This is a genomic window from Mesorhizobium sp. M7A.F.Ca.US.006.01.1.1 (assembly GCF_003997935.1).
In the GTDB taxonomy this organism is placed as follows: Bacteria; Pseudomonadota; Alphaproteobacteria; order Rhizobiales; family Rhizobiaceae; genus Mesorhizobium.
Genome location: NZ_RZQL01000040.1, coordinates 1 through 18,106, shown reverse-complemented (window position 1 = coordinate 18,106; position 18,106 = coordinate 1). Strand labels below are relative to the sequence as shown.

General features: G+C 61.6%; 15 protein-coding genes and 1 pseudogene. 8 read left to right on the top strand and 8 right to left on the bottom strand.

Annotated elements, in window-relative coordinates; translation table 11 throughout:
* Positions 1–2 precede the first annotated feature (2 nt).
* The gene (locus EN943_RS09955; RefSeq protein WP_281060845.1) at positions 3–767 is read right to left on the bottom strand and encodes a sulfotransferase; all 765 of its coding nucleotides are present in this window, start codon (positions 765–767) and stop codon (positions 3–5) included.
* 145 nt (positions 768–912) lie between these two features.
* Between EN943_RS09955 and EN943_RS09950 the strand changes: the two genes are divergently transcribed.
* The 3 genes from EN943_RS09950 to EN943_RS09940 are packed head-to-tail and all read left to right on the top strand — an operon-like array spanning position 913 to position 5,391.
* On the top strand, positions 913–3,657 hold the full coding sequence (locus EN943_RS09950; protein ID WP_127412464.1) for a hypothetical protein: 2,745 nt from the start codon (positions 913–915) through the stop codon (positions 3,655–3,657).
* Positions 3,658–3,710: 53 nt separating this feature from the next.
* Positions 3,711–4,568, top strand: coding sequence for a UbiA family prenyltransferase (locus EN943_RS09945; protein ID WP_164778141.1), 858 nt, complete (start codon positions 3,711–3,713; stop codon positions 4,566–4,568).
* 52 nt (positions 4,569–4,620) lie between these two features.
* Entirely contained in the window at positions 4,621–5,391 is a 771-nt protein-coding gene (locus EN943_RS09940; RefSeq protein WP_127412462.1) for a glycosyltransferase family 2 protein, read from the top strand.
* A 137-nt stretch (positions 5,392–5,528) separates the two neighbouring features.
* On the opposite strand, the gene EN943_RS09935 is transcribed toward EN943_RS09940, so the two are convergent.
* Positions 5,529–7,223, bottom strand: a complete 1,695-nt coding sequence (locus EN943_RS09935; RefSeq protein WP_127412461.1) for a hypothetical protein — start codon at positions 7,221–7,223, stop codon at positions 5,529–5,531.
* A gap of 275 nt (positions 7,224–7,498) precedes the next feature.
* Here EN943_RS09935 and EN943_RS09930 point away from each other — a divergent pair, with 275 nt between their 5' ends.
* Positions 7,499–8,221 carry a methyltransferase domain-containing protein gene (locus tag EN943_RS09930; protein WP_127412460.1) on the top strand — a complete coding sequence of 241 codons (723 nt, stop codon included), beginning with the start codon at positions 7,499–7,501 and terminating at the stop codon, positions 8,219–8,221.
* 198 nt (positions 8,222–8,419) lie between these two features.
* Here EN943_RS09930 and EN943_RS09925 read toward each other — a convergent pair whose 3' ends face one another.
* From EN943_RS09925 to EN943_RS09910, 4 genes are all read right to left on the bottom strand, one after another.
* Positions 8,420–10,153: a SulP family inorganic anion transporter gene (locus EN943_RS09925; protein WP_127412459.1), complete on the bottom strand. Its 1,734-nt coding sequence runs from the start codon at positions 10,151–10,153 to the stop codon at positions 8,420–8,422.
* 69 nt (positions 10,154–10,222) lie between these two features.
* Positions 10,223–10,501 carry a helix-turn-helix transcriptional regulator gene (locus tag EN943_RS09920; RefSeq protein ID WP_127412458.1) on the bottom strand — a complete coding sequence of 93 codons (279 nt, stop codon included), beginning with the start codon at positions 10,499–10,501 and terminating at the stop codon, positions 10,223–10,225.
* A 270-nt stretch (positions 10,502–10,771) separates the two neighbouring features.
* On the bottom strand, positions 10,772–11,485 hold the full coding sequence (locus tag EN943_RS09915) for a phosphatase PAP2 family protein (protein WP_127412457.1): 714 nt from the start codon (positions 11,483–11,485) through the stop codon (positions 10,772–10,774).
* 14 nt (positions 11,486–11,499) lie between these two features.
* Positions 11,500–11,841, bottom strand: a complete 342-nt coding sequence (locus EN943_RS09910; RefSeq protein WP_013528672.1) for a hypothetical protein — start codon at positions 11,839–11,841, stop codon at positions 11,500–11,502.
* A 169-nt stretch (positions 11,842–12,010) separates the two neighbouring features.
* On the opposite strand from EN943_RS09910, the gene EN943_RS09905 reads away from it, so the two are divergent.
* Both EN943_RS09905 and EN943_RS09900 read left to right on the top strand, forming a co-directional pair.
* Positions 12,011–13,405 (top strand): sensor histidine kinase, encoded by a 1,395-nt coding sequence (locus EN943_RS09905; RefSeq protein WP_127412456.1) that lies wholly within the window; start codon positions 12,011–12,013, stop codon positions 13,403–13,405.
* Positions 13,402–14,064 (top strand): response regulator transcription factor, encoded by a 663-nt coding sequence (locus tag EN943_RS09900; protein ID WP_127412455.1) that lies wholly within the window; start codon positions 13,402–13,404, stop codon positions 14,062–14,064. The genes EN943_RS09905 and EN943_RS09900 overlap by 4 nt, the downstream gene beginning before the upstream one ends.
* A gap of 182 nt (positions 14,065–14,246) precedes the next feature.
* Here EN943_RS09900 and EN943_RS09895 read toward each other — a convergent pair whose 3' ends face one another.
* The gene (locus EN943_RS09895) at positions 14,247–14,738 is read right to left on the bottom strand and encodes a hypothetical protein (protein WP_127412482.1); all 492 of its coding nucleotides are present in this window, start codon (positions 14,736–14,738) and stop codon (positions 14,247–14,249) included.
* Between the two features lie 552 nt (positions 14,739–15,290).
* On the opposite strand from EN943_RS09895, the gene EN943_RS09890 reads away from it, so the two are divergent.
* Positions 15,291–17,294, top strand: a complete 2,004-nt coding sequence (locus EN943_RS09890) for a PhoX family phosphatase (RefSeq protein ID WP_127412454.1) — start codon at positions 15,291–15,293, stop codon at positions 17,292–17,294.
* A 166-nt stretch (positions 17,295–17,460) separates the two neighbouring features.
* Positions 17,461–17,685, top strand: a complete 225-nt coding sequence (locus EN943_RS09885; protein WP_127412453.1) for a hypothetical protein — start codon at positions 17,461–17,463, stop codon at positions 17,683–17,685.
* Here the strand turns inward: EN943_RS09885 and EN943_RS09880 are convergent.
* Positions 17,677–18,106, bottom strand: a pseudogene (locus EN943_RS09880) (NAD(P)-binding domain-containing protein); the annotation flags it as partial. The gene EN943_RS09885 and the pseudogene EN943_RS09880 sit on opposite strands and share 9 nt — an antisense overlap.

Genomic DNA, 18,106 nt, shown 5'->3' with positions numbered 1-18,106 from the left:
ATCTAATATCCCCATAGCCTGGCCAGGTCGCGGCCGATCAGGTCGCTGGTCGTGGACACGTCCGCCGCGAACAGCTTTTTCAAATCGACTGCCATATCGTCAGCGATTTTCGTTTCGAACCCTACGGCGCGGTTGTCGCGGTACTCCTGGTTTACATTGACTCCCAGGAAGCGCTGCAATTGCCGAGCCCAGAGACCCCGGTGGAACGGGCGCCATCGCATTAGGTCCTCATAGACCAGCACAAGCATCTGGTTTTTGGGGAATCTCTGGTAATAAGCTTGCAAATGCCTTCCGTAAAATGAGTGGTTTATATTCATTGCTGCGGAATACCACGAGTTATCTTCCAATTTATTATTATATATATCCGCCACCCCCTTTCTGATATAGGAATTTATATCGAGTTTAAGTTCGGGACCCAAAGACGGATCTATCTTCCCCTTCATGTGCCTGTACTGTGAAATCACTCGGCTGACAGGGTCCCTGAGCGTTGCGATGATTTTCGCGTCCGGATTGTAGGCTTTTATCGCCTCCGCCACCGGGATGCTTGAAAGATAGACGGGAGAAATGTCGGCGAGATAGCGATGCTCAGTCGTCGCCTCCGAGAAGCGCATGTCGTACACGCTTTCGGTTACATTCGCGTCGATGCCGAAGCCATTCATCTCTTTCTCTTCGGGGACGAAGACCTTTCCCGTCCCGCGCAGCATCCATGCCAGACTGCTGGTTGCGGTCCTTGGGGCTCCGATGCCTATCAGATTTACCCGCCTCACAGTGTGCGCTTTCAACAGTGGCAATCTTGATCCCCCAAATCGCCGGCAACCCGGTATGATCTAAATATTTTTATGTCGGGTTGAAGCCGCAACGCGATCGTTGTACGAGCGCTACACGTCTATGAGCTTTGAACGGGAAAGATCGTTGATCGTGGCAATGACCGCCCGCGTTCCGAGCCAGATGGTATCGACGCCGGCTTTTCGACGCATCCGCGCACGCGATGTTGCGATCGCTTTGCTCCTCGGGCTCCTCTCCCTCCTGGTCTTCAACGCGAATATGCGCTCGATCGCGGCAGCGGACAGCTTCGCAGCGCGCTATCTGCCCTTTTCAATCTGGCAGAATCACAGCCTGACCCTGAACCCGATCCTAGACCTGGTCGCTCAGGGCCGAAAGCCTCCGTCAACGCCGGACAAGACTTACAATGCCCATTGGATCGTGAAGGTTCGGGGGGGCGATTACGTATCGAAATTTCCCATCGTTGTTCCCGTCGTCCTCTCCCCACTCTATCTGCCGGCTGTCATCTATCTGGACCGACATGGTTCCGACCCGCTGCTGTTGGACAAGCTCGCCCGCATCATGGAAAAGCTCTGCGCTTCTTCGATAGCGGCGGTCTCTGTGGGGCTGCTCTACTTGCTGCTTCGGCGCAGGACCGATGAAGGGTGGGCAGCCATTCTGAGCTTGCTCTATGCATTCGGCACCACGACATGGGTCATCAGCAGTCAGGCCCTCTGGATGCATGGCCTGGCGCAGTTGCTGGTCATAGGCACAATGCTTTTGCTTACAGGCCCTGCCAAGCCGTGGCGGGTCCTGCTCGCCGGTCTGCTCTGCGCGCTTATTGCGGCCAACCGCCAGCCGGATGCCATACTGGCTGCAGGCTTGGGTATCTATGGCCTGTGGTGGGCTGGCCGCATGAGAGCACTGCTCGTTTTTTCAGGCATGGTCCCCGTCGCTCTAACCCTTGCCTACAATGTCATGCTCGTCGGCAATATTGCGGGTGCTTATGCAGTGCATGTCGGGGTCGGCGATTTAAATGACAGCTTGATGGGCGGTATCGCGGGTCTGCTTTTCAGCCCGACTCGAGGCCTCTTCGTCTTCTCCCCGTTCTTGCTGTTTGTCCCGATTTTTTTCCGCCGCATCGCGGCTGAACAGCCGGGACGAGGTCTAACGGCGGCAGTCGGTTGCTCGATGATCGTGCAGGTGTTGTTCTACGCCATGATCGACTGGCGGCAAGGCATGTCGTGGGGGCCGCGATGGCTTACCGATATGTTGCCCATGCTGATATGGATGCTCCCGCCGGTTGTGACAGCTCTGTTGCGCAGCGGTCGCGCGGCGTTCGGCCTTGCATCGCTGGCGGCGGTCTCAACCCAGGCGATCGGCGCTTTCTGGTATACTGGCATTTTCGACATGCCCGTTATCTCGACCCAGGGCCCGGACAGAATGCGGCCGGCCTGGGACATTCATAACGCGGCCTTCATCGCCGAACTCTCTCACCCGCATGTGCGCGCCGACCTCGTTGTCGATTTAACAGGCAACATCGACGCCGTTAACATCTTGCCCGCAGGTCAAGCCGTCGGCGCCGAAGCAGGCCGACAGCTCGAGATCCTGGGATGGGCGCTCACCAACAATCACTCTCCAGCCGATGTCGGTGTGCTGATCGACGGCCGGCAGCTGGGTGGAACCAGGGATTTCTTTGGCAGAGCCGATGTAGAGAAGGCTTTGGGACAATCGAGCCCGGCTGGCTGGCGCGTGACCATCCCGATTGATCATATAACGCCGGGCGAGCATTTGCTGGCGGTTCTGGTGCGCGCGACCCAGGGTGGCGACCCGCGCCTGCTCAAGCAGGTCTCTTTCCTTGTTCCTGAGGACAAAGTTGCAGTTGAGCATGTCAGCGATCTGCCCAGCGCGGCGCGGCACGCCAGGCAGATGCTCGCGAACGATCAGCAGGCCGGCGGCTACTGGCTTACATCCTATACCAGCGCGAGCCGGTTCGAGCAGCCGCGCCTGGAACTCAATACCTATCTCAACGCCGTCATGCTTGACGTGGCGAGCCCGGTGGCCGAAGCCGCCGGCGTGAGCGACATGCTTGCAGGAGCGCGGCAGTTCCTGTCTGCACAGATCGAGGAAAGTGGCCTTGTGCGCTATCATGGTCGGCCGGATGCGCCCACGATCGGCACGCTTGGCTGCGCCATCACGCCCGATTCGGACGACACAGCCCTGGCGTGGCGGGTTGCGCCCAGCGACAAGCGCGAACTGCTGCAACCCGCGCTTGCCACCATCACGCAATTCAGGCGGGCTGACGGGCTTTACCAGACCTGGCTTGCGACAAGGGACAAGTACCAATGCCTCGACCCGGGGCACGACCCTAATCCTGCGGATGCCGCAATCCAGATGCACATCTTCCTCCTTCTTGACCGAGTGGACAAACCCGCCGCGCGGTCGCTGTGCGAAGCCCTCTCTAAGAAGGCCGGCGATGACGATATCTGGGTTTACTATGCCGATGCGCCCCTCATGCCGACGCTGCGGTTGGCGGACCTGGAAAAAGCCGGCTGCGTGCCGCCGGTTCCGCAATCGCGATTGCAGTCCGACATTCCCGGCCAAGACATCTGGGTTCGGGCCGCAGGCGCGCTTCGGCAAATGGAAAGCCATGCCGGCTCATCCGAGACCTATCAACGCACGGCCCAGTTGCTGAAGGATATTGCGGCCGATGACTTTTCCTTGTTGAGCCACACACCTCCGCTTCTGTATCACAATGACCTTAGCGCGACGATAAGACGATTCTACTGGTCGCAAGATTTCGGCTATGCCCTTTGGTTGCGGCTCTATTTCGAGAATGAACTTATGCGTTCGAAGCTTGCCTGCGGCTCGAAACAGGAATGTGGTGACAAGTGACGCAAATCGCCGGCGATGCAGCCCCTCGAAGTCGCCTCCCGGCGACGCAGTCGTTGCTGCGTTGGCTTTCTTGCATCCGTTATGACGAGGTCGCGGCCCTGCAGGCCACGCCTTTCATCGGAGCCGTTTTCTCCGTTGGAGCCTTGTCGGCCGGCCATGTACTGACCGGGGCCATCATGATGGCCGGCAATCTGTGCCTGATGGCTCATGTGTTCGTTCTCAACGACTGGTCAGGTATCTTCGGCGATCTCAAGGACCCGGACCGGGCCGGCCGGACATTCGCTGCAAAAGGCCTGACGCGCACGGAAGTCGGCTATCTCGCCGGCTCGTTACTGGTGGTCAGTCTGCTCCTCCTTACGCTGGTCGGTACGGGAACGCTTCTTATCGCAGCAACGATCGCCGGGTTGAGTGCCTTGTATTCCAGCCCCGCCTTGCATTTGAAGGCGGCGCCGCTGTTCAATTCGGCCCTGCATTTTGTCGGCGGTTGCCTGCATTTCCTGCTTGGATACACGGCCTTTGGCGCGATCGATGGACAGGGCGTCGTCCTAAGTTGTTTCTTTGGACTGGTCTTCACTGCCGGCCATTTCACGCATGAGGCGCGGGACCACGAGGTTGACCTGATCAACGGCATACGCACGAACGCCGTGGCGTTCGGCAAGACGCAAAGCTTCGTCGCCGGCTTGGTGCTTTTTATCTCCTCCTACATCTACCTGGTCGCGCTGGCTGCACTCGGGTTCGTTCCGTTTGCTCTCGTCCTTGCCGCTGCGCTCATCCCGTTGCATCTGTTGGCGTCCCGCCGCGCCATGCGGGCTGGCTTGACGTCCGAGAGCCTGCGTCGACTGCAGCGGTGCTATCGGGCGCTCTTCGCCACCATTGGCATCGGCATGATCTTGATGGTCGCTCTATCCTAGCCGGCGGTGTCGGGTTCCACCGCAACGGCTGACATGCCGGCCTCGAGGTTCCATGCTCTCCGTAATCGTACCGGTCTTCAACGAAGCAGCGACATTGCCACACGTTCTGGCGATGGTGAGTATCGCACTTCCCGAGGTGGCGAAGGAGATCATCATCGTCGACGACGGCTCCTCCGACGGCACTCGCGAGTGGCTCCAAGCCAATTTTCCAACCGGGTCCCGCTGCGCCACGGCCCTAACAGTCGGCGTTGAAGGAGGTTTCGTCTTCGCCCAGGAACAGGCGAGTGCTCCAATTGCGGTGCGCGTGTTCTATCACGACAGAAATAGCGGAAAAGGCGCCGCGCTGCAGACCGGGCTGGCGGAAGTCAAGGGCGACGTCATCGTCATCCAGGACGCCGACCTTGAATACGATTCTGCGGATTGGACCGTCATGTATGACCTCATTGTCAGGCGAAAAGTTGCTGATGTCGTCTATGGCTCACGCTTCTACGGCCGGCCTCACCGCTCTCTCTATTTCCACCATTATCTGGCCAATCGCCTCATCTCTCTGGCGTTCAATCTGCTCTTTAACCAGACACTTACCGATATCGAATGCTGCTACAAGATGTTCACGCGAGACGTGTTGAGCCGTCTGCGTCTGACCTGCAACGACTTTGGTTGTGAAATCCAGCTCAGTGCCCAGATCGCGCTTGCAGGCCGTTGGCGCATCTACGAGATGGGCATTAGCTACTTCGGTCGCACCTACGAGGAGGGCAAGAAAATCGGATGGCGCGATGGTGTCAAGGCAATCTGGTATCTCGCCCGTTTCCGGCTTTTTTCCTAAACCGCCGACGGCAGCCAAGCATACCGAGCCATGGTTCTAGGCAAAACCAGCGCGGCGTCAGGCACGGAATGCCGATGCCTAGCCGGTTATAAATGGGGTGGCTTGGTCAAATGTGCCGGTTTCCAAGCTCTTCGCCGTCAGCTTTGTGCAGTCGGGTTGACTTTTTCTAGTTCTGCCTCCAGCGACCTGGCATACTCCTCGGTTTCAGCTCGCGACTGTTCGAGACTTCTGGCGTATTCGGCCGCGGTCTCGTTCGCCTTCCGCAACAGGGCCACTGTGTCCTCCAGGGAGTTCGCATAACGTGCCGCCTCTGCGGCATCTTTCGATCGCTCCTCGAGGGCTGTCCGCAGGCTGTGTACATACCGGCCGACCTCGCCCTTCAGCGCATTGCTGTTTGCGGCAATGATCGCTTGAGCGGTACTTCGCTCGACTGCCATTTTTTCCAGGCGTTCGATGCCGATCGTCACCAGAGTTGATGGAAGCGCACCATTCTTTTGCCTGATCCAGTCGGGGCTCCCCGCGGCAACAACGGCCAGAGAAATGCCATCGAGCGTCAATCCGGTTTGCTTTGCCACGGCGCTTGCGCTGCCAAGGCCATCCTGGTCCTGAAAGAGAATGGCATCGAAACGCCGCGCCCGGACGTACCTCAACAATCGGATCGTTGAAGCCAGGAAGGATGGCTCGATTGGCTGGTCGTCCTCGTCGGGATACTCGATGTCGAAGGAATGGCTTTCGGCAAAGGCGGCAAAGGCGGTCTCATCTGCATCGGTGAAGGCGCCGATGTCGACGATGGAAATTTCGATGTCGTCGGCTATCGCGGCTTCGACCGCGGCCATCGCCGCGCCGTCACCATGGGTAGCCTTCCAAAACAGGCCGCCGGCAAGGCATATCTTTCGCCTGCCCCTACCCCGGCGCATGACACGCAGACGAGATCGCCCCGACGGTGTCTGCTGGGCCGGAGGATGCTCAATGCCGGTATAGATATCGGTATAGATATCGCCGAACGACTGCTTCACTGCGCCGAAAATGGCCGGGTCAGGGCCACGACCTTCGGTTGCGCCACGCAACTCCGAAAAAATCGGCGCGATCCATTCGGACCACACCCCATGGCGGTGAACCAAGTCTTCGGGCTCTTGATGGTGCCGCAGGTCGCGCGAAAGAAAGCCGTCGATCTCGGAAGCGGCATCCGGGATGGATTTCGGCCATGCGATATTGAGTTCATTGCCCAGGCGGCGCACGACCGATCTCCAGTCCTCGAGCAATTTCGAATAGTCGCAGAACGCCCTATCGACGCCGCGCGTGTATTCCTCGGCCGCAAGATTGTAGCGCAACCACAGAAGTCCACCCCTCTCCAGCGGCCACGATTGCCAATCACCTGCCACGCCCTGTCGCTTCGCCAGCGAGAGCGCAACCTCCACTGGATTGCGCGAGATGACGACAGCGGCACACCTTATCTTCAGTCTACCCAGCGCGACGCGCCACAAGGGAAACAGTAGCGCGATTCGGGGATCCTTCAGCACGAACAGCGGATCGTCGCCATATTCATCGGCAATCAGATCCGCCAGCCTGTCGACGAAGGCGAGAGCCTCAGGCCGTTGCAGCCATTCGCCGGCCGGCCCTTGGACGTCGTTCACGGGGGACTCGGCCAGATCCAGAATCTGGTCATTGAGGCGAACAGCAGCCTCCGGCTCCCAATGGCCGATCTCGTTGCCCAATCCCGCGGGATTGAGGTTGCGTGGCAAGGCTGCGCCGAGAAGACTGAGCACCCGCGCCAGCGCAGACGTCCCGCTGCGGTGCATACCGACAACAACTATGGCGGTTCTGTTGGTCATGACGCCTCCAAGGAAACGATTGTACGTCCAAAGTTGTTTCAAAGCAGGCGGATGAGGACCGTTGGCGTGAAACGGTGAAGCGCTCTCGCAGCAGTCGGTCGTTGCTGAAGGGGGTGTCCATTCGCCCATCGCAACTGTTGGGGAAGGCGGTTGCACTGTTGGCAACGGTGGAACCTGCATGCATAGTCGCGGCCTGGCGCGCATCGCCGGCATATGAGGCTCGGGTCAAGAATTTATCTCCTGAGTGAGGCAGGACCTGATTGGAGATTAGAGATATGTACCCGGCAGCACCAGCTTCGACGTCACTCGACCGCGACCGCGCTCGGGCGATCGTTGCAGAGGTAACCCACTGGCACCACAAGTTTGAAGTGTTCCCAGGCGTGGTCACTCCGGGTTCCTATGACCCGGGATTCCTGCTTGAAAAACTCCAATTGCCGAAAGATATGGCTGGCCTCAAGGTCTTGGACATAGGTCCATCGGACGGTTTTTTTTCGATGAACATGGCGCGTCGCGGCGCGCGGGTGACGGTCGTCGACTATCGGGCCAAGAACGTTCATGGTTTCGGAGCCATGGAGCAGTTGACCGCCTTGGACTTCGATTACCGCCAAATGAACCTGTACGATATCCCTGCATCAGACATTGGCGCGTTCGACATCGTGCTTTTTCTGGGCGTTCTCTATCATTTGCCCGACATGGTGCGCGCGCTGAACATCGTTGCCGGACTGTGTCAGGGTCGCCTGCTGGTTGAAACGGAATTTGCGCCGGCCCTGATGCCTGGCGTCGCGGTCGCGCAATACTACGAAGCGGCTTCCCTTGCCGGCGACATCACCAATTTCTGGGTGCCCAATAGGGATTGTCTCTTTGCCATGGTGCGCGACGTTGGCTTTAAGATTGATCGCATCGACAGTTGGGGCACACGCATCCTTGTAGACGCCTCGCCAGGCAGGACGGCAAAGACGGAAAAGATGGCCTATGCCTATGGGCTGCTGCCAGGCTGACCGATTGACGGCCATGGATCAGCGCACCCGCAGCGCAACATCCAACAGCGATCCCTGAAACAGTCGATCGCTTTCTGCAGCCCGGTTTCCAGGCTCACCGTTGATTTCCACTTGATCTGGCCAAGCTGATATCGGGCTGGCGGCGTCTGGGGCGGTAGCTTCGAGACAGCCCTGCGTACCCCAAATCCGCAGTGGCCCCTACTCCGCCTCCAGCTTGCCTTTCAGCTGCGCCCTCGCATCCTTGATCGAGGCGGCGTAGGTCACCAGCGGGCGCTTCACGCCGTGGTTGATCAGCATGCGCCGGATCTGCGGCGCGGCACCCGATATGATGAAGCGGACGCCGGCGCGTTTCGCCTTATGGGCGGCGCCTTCGATGACGTTGGCCGCCGTCGAATCGAAGAACGGTACGGCCGAGCAGTCGAGGATGAAGTTCTTGCGCTGGTCGGCGATACGGTCGAGCACGGTGCCGACGGTCGACGCGGCGCCGAAGAAGAACGCGCCCGAGATACGGTAGACGACGGTGTCGGCGTCGGTCGCCTCGCTGGCATCGTAGGCGTTGGTGCTGTCGGCGACATCCTCCTGCACCAGCGGCTGATCGGCCTCGACCGCAATCGACTTGGCCATGCGGTCGATGAACAGGATCGAGCCCAGCACGAAGCCGACGACGATGCCTTCGGTGAGATCGCGGAAGATGACGAGCAGAAAGGTCGCCATCAGCACCAGCGCATCGCCGCGCGAGGCACGCAGCAAGGTGGCGAAGGCCTGTTTCTCGAACATGTTCCAGCACACGACCGCCAGCACGCCGGCAAGGGCGGCGAGCGGGATGTAGCTGGCGAGCGGCGCGGCCACCAGCATCAAAGCGAGCAGGATGGCGGCGTGGACGATGCCCGAAACCGGCCCGTGGGCGCCGGCCCGCACATTGGTCGCCGTGCGGGCGATGGTGCCGGTGGCGCAAATGCCGCCGAACAGGGCGGATGCGATGTTGGCGAAGCCTTGCGCCACCAGTTCGCAGTTGGAACGATGCCGGCGGCCCGTCATTCCGTCGGCGACCACCGCCGACAGCAGCGATTCGATGGCGCCCAGCAGGGCGAAGGCAATGGCATCCGGCAGCACGTCAATCATCCTGCCCAGGCTGACCGGCGGCAGAGCGGGCATTTGCAGGCTGCGCGGGATGCCGCCAAAGCGGGTGCCGATCGTCTCGGCGGGCAGCGAGAGAAGCGCCACGACCAGCGATGCCAGCCCGATGGCGATGAGCATTGCGGGCCATGTCGGCCGCCAGCGCTTCAGGCCGGCGATGGTGACAATGGTCAACACTGCCACGAAGGTCGCCGCAAGGTTGATGGTGCCGGCCGCCTCGCCGACCGCGATCAACTTCGGCACCAGCGGTCCCGGCTCCTTGCCGGCAAGCTTCAGCCCGAACAGTTCGACGATCTGTCCCGAAAAGATGATGACGGCGATGCCAGCGGTGAAGCCGACCGTCACCGGATAGGGAATGAACTTGATGTAGGTGCCAAGACGAAGATAGCCGATGGCAAGCAGGAAGACGCCTGCCATCATCGTTGCCAGCAGCAGCCCATCGATACCGACCCGAGCAACCGTCGCGGCCACCAGCACGATGAAGGCGCCAGCCGGGCCGCCAATCTGGAAGCGGCTGCCGCCAAGCGCCGAAATGATGAAGCCGCCGACGATCGAGGTGTAGAGGCCGCGCTCGGGCGTCACGCCCGATGCGATCGCGATGGCCATCGACAAGGGCAGCGCGACGATGGCGACCGTCAGCCCGGCAATGGCGTCCGCCTTGAAGTCGGCGAAGGTGTAGCCCTCGCGCCAGACCGTCACGAGCTTCGGCGTGAACAATTCGGAAAATGTCGGCTTTGCCGGACCGTGGGCCGACCTGTGGGCCGGTTCATGCACTGCCCGCTGCGTCTGATCCATGGACTGCCTTTCGCACCCTGAAAGGCGGCGGGATCGTCGGCAGGACTGTCGGCGGTCGCCGTCGCGACTTTATGCCGGCTCAGCCTTGGGATCCGGCGGCACGGCAGGCTTGAGGCGCACGCCCCGGCCGCCGCGCTCGCTGGCCTGATTCTCGCCGATCAATTCCACCCCGACCTCGTCGAGAGCCTGGATGACCTTCATCAGCGTGTCGACCACGCCCCTGACCACGCCATCACTCGCTTCCATGCGCTGGATAGTCGGAAGCGAAACGCCGGCGCGCTCGGCGAGAGTCTTCTGATCGATGCCGGCCAGCGCCCTTGCGGCGCGCATCTGCGCGGCAGTGATCATCGGCCGGAATCCCCGTCTGAGTCTGCAGGAATAAGGTATAATACTACCATTGTGATGTTTCAAGCATTAATATGAACGTCTGATACGTGAGGCGTAGCGCCTGGCTGGCCATTTTTCAGATACTTTCCCGGGATTGCGAGCTAGGGTGTTCCATCTGGGGTGGGAGAAAACGCGGTTGAATATCTTTAAAACTTTCATGACATCGGCAGCCTTGCTGCTGGCGGTTTTCCTGTTGGCCGGCTGCGGGCACGGGCTGATCAACCGGCTGATCTAGTCTCCAGTCTCGCCGTCCGGGTGCTGCCCACGCCATCGCTGCCACGCCCGAGCAGCGAGCCAGCACAGCATCGCCCAGACGAAGCCGGCGCACCAGCCGGCCAGCACATCCGATGGCCAGTGGACCCCAAGATAGATGCGGCTGATGCCAACCAGCAGCGTCGTCAGCACCGCCAGCGACAGCACATAGATCTTCGTCGTTCGACCGGACAGGAAGCGTGCCGCCAGCGCGCCGAGCGTCAGATAGGTCACCGCCGACAGCATGGCGTGGCCGCTCGGAAAAGACAGCGTCGTTTCGTTGACGAGATGCGAGACGAGTTCGGGGCGCGGCCGGTCGATGCCGGCTTTCAGCAGGCTCGACAGCACCTGACCACCTGCCACCGCCACGAAGATGAAAAGGGCGGTCGCCGGCCTGCGGATAAGCAGGAGATAGACGATTACCGCCGTCACGATCAGCACCAGCACGCTGCCGCTGCCAAGGCTTGTGATGTCGCGCATCGCCCCTTGCAGCCACAGCGGGCCGATCGGGCTGTCGGGGCGCCCCGCCTGGCGGAAGGCGAGCAGGATCTCGGTGTCGAAGGCGTGCGGCGTGGTGGCGCGCGCCATCTCCATCAGCTCCTCGAAGCCCCACAGGCCGGCAGCGATGACCAGGCCGGCCAACAGCACCGGGAATTCAACCCGGTTGAGCAAAGCGTTCGCGGCGTTCTTCATCGGCAATTCGCCCGTTACAGCCGGCCTTGCAGATAGGGTCCGAGCGTGATCAGCGCCACTGCGGCGATCGCCAGCATGATGCCGGTCGCCTGCAGCGCGTTGACGCGCTCGCCAAAGAAGACCAGTGCCACGACGTTCACCGAGACCAGCTGGATGACGGCAGACAGGCTGAACGACACCGACATGCCGAATTCGCGGATCAGCCGAAGCATGATCAGATTGCCCAGCGAATAGAGTGCCAGCGTCAGCGCGATCTTGCCAAGGCTCGGCGCCAGGCCCCATTGCTTGGCGGCTGTCGCCGCCAGCAGGAAAATGACCGTCGAAAAGCCGAGCTGCAGCAGTCCTGAAAAACTCAACCCTCCGTCCCCTCTCGAAGCGGCTCCCGCCGCATGTGTCGCGGACGTTGTTTCCGAAGCGCGCCGGGACGTCAAGCGCTCGACCGAACGAAGCCCTTGGCAATGGCAAGACGGAGGCTCAATGTGCTGTAATCGCCCAGCCTGTCGATTGAAGGGCGGTCAGGGGTTCATGATTCGTATTCTTCATAACTTGACGCGACGCTGGAGCGAACTCTCTCTTGCCCTGCAATTCGTCGTTGCCGGCGGCTTTGGCCTGCTGGCCGTCATGCTGGTGGTGGGCGCCTGGGTGACGGCGCAGATCCGGGACGGCGTCATCCGCAATTCGGCCGCCACGACGGCGCTCTATGTCGACAGCGTGATTGCGCCGCTGCTTCCCGACTTGCGCAAGGAGCAGGAGCTCAGCGATTCCGTCAAGCAGGCGCTGGACGAGACGCTTGGCCAGGGCGCGCTTGGCAAGCGCCTCGAATCGTTCGTGCTCTGGCGCCGCGACGGGACGGTTCTCTACGCGAAGGAGACGGCCCTGATCGGCCGCCGCTTCGCTCCGAGCGACAATCTGCGTTCCGCCTTCGATGGCAATGTCGTCGCTGAATTCAATACATTCGATGATGATGAGCGCGAGGAGAAGGCTACCGGCTTGCCATTGCTGGAGATCTACAATCCCGTGCGCGAGCCCTGGTCGGGCGAGGTGGTGGCGGTAACCGAGTTCTATGAGATCGCCGACGATTTCCAGGCCACCCTGGCGTCCGCCCTGTGGTCGAGCTGGCTGATCGTGGCCGGCGCGACCTTGGCGGCATTCCTGCTCCTGTCGGGCATCGTCCTGCGCGGCAGCCGCACCATCGACGACCAGCGTGGAGCGCTGCGCCGCCAGGTGTCGGAGCTGCAGGGCCTGGTGACGCAAAACAGTGCCTTGCGACTGCGCGTGCAACAGGCCTCTCGCCGCGCAACCGCGCTCAACGAAAGATATCTGCGCCGTATCGGCGCCGACCTCCATGATGGCCCGGCCCAACTCGTGGCCCTGGCGGCGCTGCGCATGGATAGTCCGATATTTTCCAGCGATAGCCATTCGGGCGAAAGCCGTTCGACCGAGGTCGCGATGATCCGCAAAACGCTGGAGGATGCGATGCGCGAAATACGCGGCATCTGCACCGGCCTTGTGCTGCCGCAGATCGAGACGGCTGCCGCAACCGACATCCTGCGGCTGGCTGTCAAGGAACACGAGCAGAGGACGGGAACGTCGGTGAAGCTGACGCTGGCCGGACAGTTGCCGGAACCGGGCGCCTCCGAGAAGATCAGCATCTATCGTTTCGTTCAGGAAGGGCTGAACAACGCCTATCACCACGGGCTGGGCAAGGATCAGGCGGTGAGCGCCGGGATGAAAGGTGGCAGGCTTTTTGTCGAAGTGTCGGACGGCGGGCCGGGTTTCGATCCGGCGGCACGGGTCGAGGGCCTCGGCCTCGCCGGCCTCAGGGAGCGGGTCGAAAGCATTGGCGGACAGTTCGAAACCTTGACCGGGCCGCAAGGTACGCGTTTGGTGATCCGTCTGTCGGTCGAGGAGCAAGCATGACTGGGACCATTCGCATCGCCATTGTCGACGATCATCCCCTCTTTCGCGAAGGTGTGACGCGCAGCCTGTCCGAGATCGGGGGCTTCGAGATGGTTGGCGAGGGCGCCACGGCGCAGGATGCCGAACGCCTCGCCGCGACGGTGCGGCCCGACATCTTGCTGCTCGATATCTCCATGCCTGGTGGCGGGCTGACCGCGGTCGCAAGCATCCTCGCCAGCCATCCCGCCCAGAAGATCGTCATGCTGACCGTTTCGGAGGCCAATGCCGATGTGACCAAGGCGCTGAACGCAGGGGTGAATGGCTATGTCCTCAAAGGCGTCGGGTCGCGCGGGCTCGCCGACATCCTGCGCAATGTCGCAGCCGGCGAAAGCTACCTCTCGCCGACGCTGTCGGCCCGGCTGCTTTCGGATCTCCAATCCCAGCAGCCGACCGACGGCATGGCGGAACGGCTGCGGCAGCTCACCGAGCGACAAACGGAAATCCTGCGGCTGGTGGCGGAGGGGCTGAGCAACAAGGAAGTCGCCTTGCGGCTGGAGCTGCAGGAGAAGACCGTCAAGCATCACATGACCGGGGTGCTGTCGAAGCTCAATGTGCGAAACCGCACCGAAGCGGCCTTGATGATGCGTGAGTTGCGCGACCGCGACAGGCCTTCTTCCTAGGCCAGATCCGGGGAAAATGCGCAGCGGTTTCCCGTCCCGGATTGCGCAAAAGCGCGCCGCGTCTCGGGGCTGCAGCTATTGCGGTGCCGAAAACCGGGACGACGCCGGCCGAAAACGAGGTCACCTCCGCCGGGGGGCGGCGGAGGTGACGTGCAAAGCTGACCGTTGCCTGTTGGCCAGCTTCACAAGGCCTTGAGACGATTGGCATCGGCCGGCGTGGCCTGGCGGTCGATGATCGTGCGACCGAGAGCGTCCTTCATGCTGAAACGACCGTTCTCGAGCTTTTCCGTTATGCCATCGGGATGCCTGACTGTGATCTTGTTGCCGGTCACGTCGACCTTGTCACCGGTCTTTGCATTGACATGGCTCCCGCTCTTACCCTGGTTGGATCCCGATTTGCCGTTGTTGCCGTTATTGCCGTTATTGCCGCTGTTCCCATTCCCATTGCCGTTACCGCTATTCCCGCTATTACCGCCATTGCCCCCGCCGGAATTGCCGCCGTTGCCGCCGCCACCGCCACCACTATTACCGCCGCCCTTGGCGTATGCGCTGGCGGTGTGGATGCCGGAAACGGAACCGTCCAGGACAATTTGATAGGGCGCAATCGTCAACGCCAGCGCCGCTGCCGATTTGAGCGCCAGTCGGCAACAACGGATCGTGACCGATCTGTGCATTCTGATCTCCGACGACTGAGCCCGGCGCGCCCCACCCCAACGTTGCAGTGCAACCAACATTGCCGAAAGACGCGGCGCCCGGAAGCGACCTCCGACCGTTGCGGTTGTCAACTAGGACCATTGCAAGCGCAAGGTTGGACTAAAGTCCCAAGCATATGCTATATTAGCTTTGCATGAACGGCGCCGCGACCGCCATCGCTAAACGGGAGACTGGCTTTCCCGTCGCCTGACGACGGCAGACGCCGAACATCAAGTCACCTCCGCCGGGGGCGGCGGAGGTGACTTGTCGAGCTGGCCCGTTGACTCCGTTGTTTGCAACGACTGATGTCGCAGGATGCGCGGCCGAACATGCCGCCGAAGGTCTCCTCTATTTCGAAACGACGATTCCGGAGCGGTCCACGGTCTCCCGGGGAATGCTTGGCCAGGGCCGCGCGCAATGCCTGTCGCCGTCTGAAAGGTCTCCCGATGTCACGAAAATGTGATCCGGCGATTATAAGGGGGTCAAACAGGTATCCACGCTCCAGCCAATCCAACAGCCAGAGGCAAGCCACCATGACTGACCTTCGTTCCCCCGACGCCCGATTCCGCACCAGCCTGCTCGAGGAAAACGACGGCCCGGCCATCAACGCTTCCGACAACCGCACCATGGGCGAGATCATCGCCGCGCGGTTCTCGCGTCGCGGCTTCCTCAAGGGTTCGCTGGCTGTCTCGGCCATCGCCGCGACCGTCAGCCCGCTGGCGCTGATCAGTGCCGACGAGGCCCGGGCAGCGGAAGGCTCGGCCTTCACGTTCGACGAACTCGAGGCCGGCATCGACGACAAGCACCATGTCGCGCCGGGATACGATGCCGATGTCCTGCTGCGCTGGGGCGATCCGCTGTTTGCCGATTCGCCCGACTTCGACCCGACGAAACAGTCGGCCGAGGCCCAAGCCAAACAGTTCGGCTACAACAATGATTATGTCGGCTACATCCCGATCGACGGCTCGGCCGAACATGGCCTGCTGGTGGTCAACCACGAATATACCAATCCGCATCTGATGTTCCCGGGCATCGTGAAGATCGTCGAAAAGGACGGCAAGAAGTCGGCAGAAGTCGCACCCCTTTCGAAGGAGCAGGTCGATGTCGAGATGGCCGCCCATGGCGGCACCATCGTCGAGATCCGCAAGGCATCAGGCAAATGGCAGGTGGTGCGCGACGGCAAGCTCAACCGCCGCATCACCTCCAACACCGAAATGGCGCTGTCCGGTCCGGTTGCCGGCCATGACCGCGTCAAGACCAATGCCGATCCATCCGGCACCAAGGTGTTCGGCACGTTCAACAATTGCGCCGGCGGCGTCACGCCCTGGGGCACCTATGTGATGGCCGAGGAGAACATCCATGGCTATTTTTCTGGCGAGCTGCCGGAAAGCCACAAGGAAGCCGCGAACTACAAGCGTCTCGGCATTCCCGAAGGCGCCTATGAATGGGCGGCGCATTACGAGCGTTTCGACCTCGCCAAGGAACCCAACGAGGCCAACCGCTTCGGCTGGATCGTCGAGGTCGATGTCAACGACCCGACCTCGACGCCGAGGAAGCGCACTGCCATGGGCCGCTTCAAGCATGAAGGCGCCGAATCGATCGTCGCCAAGGACGGCCGCGTCGTCTTCTATCTCGGTGACGACGAGCGCTTCGACTATGTCTACAAGTTCGTGACCAAGGCAGCGTTCGATCCGAACGACCACGCCGCCAACAAGGACCTGCTCGACGATGGCACGCTGCATGTCGCCAAGTTCGCCGAAGACGGCACGGTCGAATGGCTGCCGATCGTCTTCGGCCAGGGACCGCTGACGGCTGAAAACGGTTTCACTGGCCAGGCCGACGTGCTGATCGAGACGCGCCGCGCCGCCGACCTGCTCGGTGCCACCAAGATGGACCGTCCCGAAGACATCCAGCCCAATGCCGTCAACGGCAAGGTCTATGTCATGCTGACCAACAATTCGAAGCGCAAGGCCGACCAGATAGACGCCGCCAACCCGCGCGCCGAAAACGCCTTCGGCCACATCATCGAGATCGCCGAGGACGGCGGTGATTTCACTGCCGCCAAGGGCAAGTGGGAAGTGCTGCTGAAATGCGGTGATCCGGCGGTTGCCGATGTCGGCGCCACCTTCTCGACGGCAACGACGGCCAATGGCTGGTTCGGCATGCCCGACAATTGCGCGGTCGATTCGGCCGGGCGTCTCTGGGTCGCGACCGACGGCCAAGGCCCGAAAGCCACCGGCCGCACGGATGGTCTGTGGGCGGTGGACACGGAGGGGGCGGCGCGGGCGACCTCGAAACTGTTCTTCCGCGTGCCGATTGGCGCCGAAATGTGCGGTCCGCTGTTTGCGCCCGACAACCAGACCGCTTTCGTTGCCGTCCAGCATCCGGGCGATGGCGGCGAGGACTGGGAAGCGTTCGGTCGCCCGTCCTACTATGAGGATCTGTCGACGCGCTGGCCCGACTTCAAGCCCGACATGCCGGTGCGGCCGTCGGTGGTCGCCATCACCAGACAGGGCGGCGGCAAGATCGCGGTCTGATTGCCCACCAGCATGGGGTGCAGCGGAGCAGAATTTGCACCGCTGCTGCGCCTTGAAGCCGCGGCGCAGATCCCTGGATGACGAGGCGACGGGGCGAAGCCGGTCAAGCCTCGGGAAAGATTGGCAATTTAAACGTGGCGCCCTAGGTCTTTATCAGGAGATCGCCATGTCGAAGTCCGTCTATGACCGTGGCTTGCTCAAGCCGGCCGATATCGCCAAGCTGCAGCGCGTGTTCGACGAGGCTTGCCGGCGGCGCGAGGCACATCCCGATTCCGCCGAAGCGCGGGAAATCGCGCTTAACCTGCTCGCCCTGCACAATGCCGGCATGGTGGAAGAGGACATGCTGATGGAAGCCGTCGGTTTCCGGCGGCTGGAACCGAGATCAGCGTGATGCGCCGGGTTGGTGCGAGGCCGACCCTGCAATCCGTCTCGCGATCGCCTTGGCCAGGATACCGGCATTGGCGAAACAGCCGCGAATGCTTGGCCGCATGCCGGTGAACCACAGACCGGGCAATTTCGGATCGGCTTGGCCACCGTTGAAGAGCGGAACGCCCTTGGCGTCGAGCACGCCGAGCGTGCCGACCATGGGCTCCAGCCCGGTGCGGTAGCCTGTCGCGGCAATGACGATGTCGGGATGGATCAGGCTGCCATTGGCCAGGACCACACCGTCGCGGGTGAATTCCCTTATGCCGGGCACGACGGTGATCTTGCCGGCCTTGATGGCGCTGACGGCGCCGTCGTCGGCAGCGATCGCGGTGTAATCCGAGGTCAGGCGGCTGGCGCCGCCGCCGCGCGCTGGCGGCAGGCCGAAT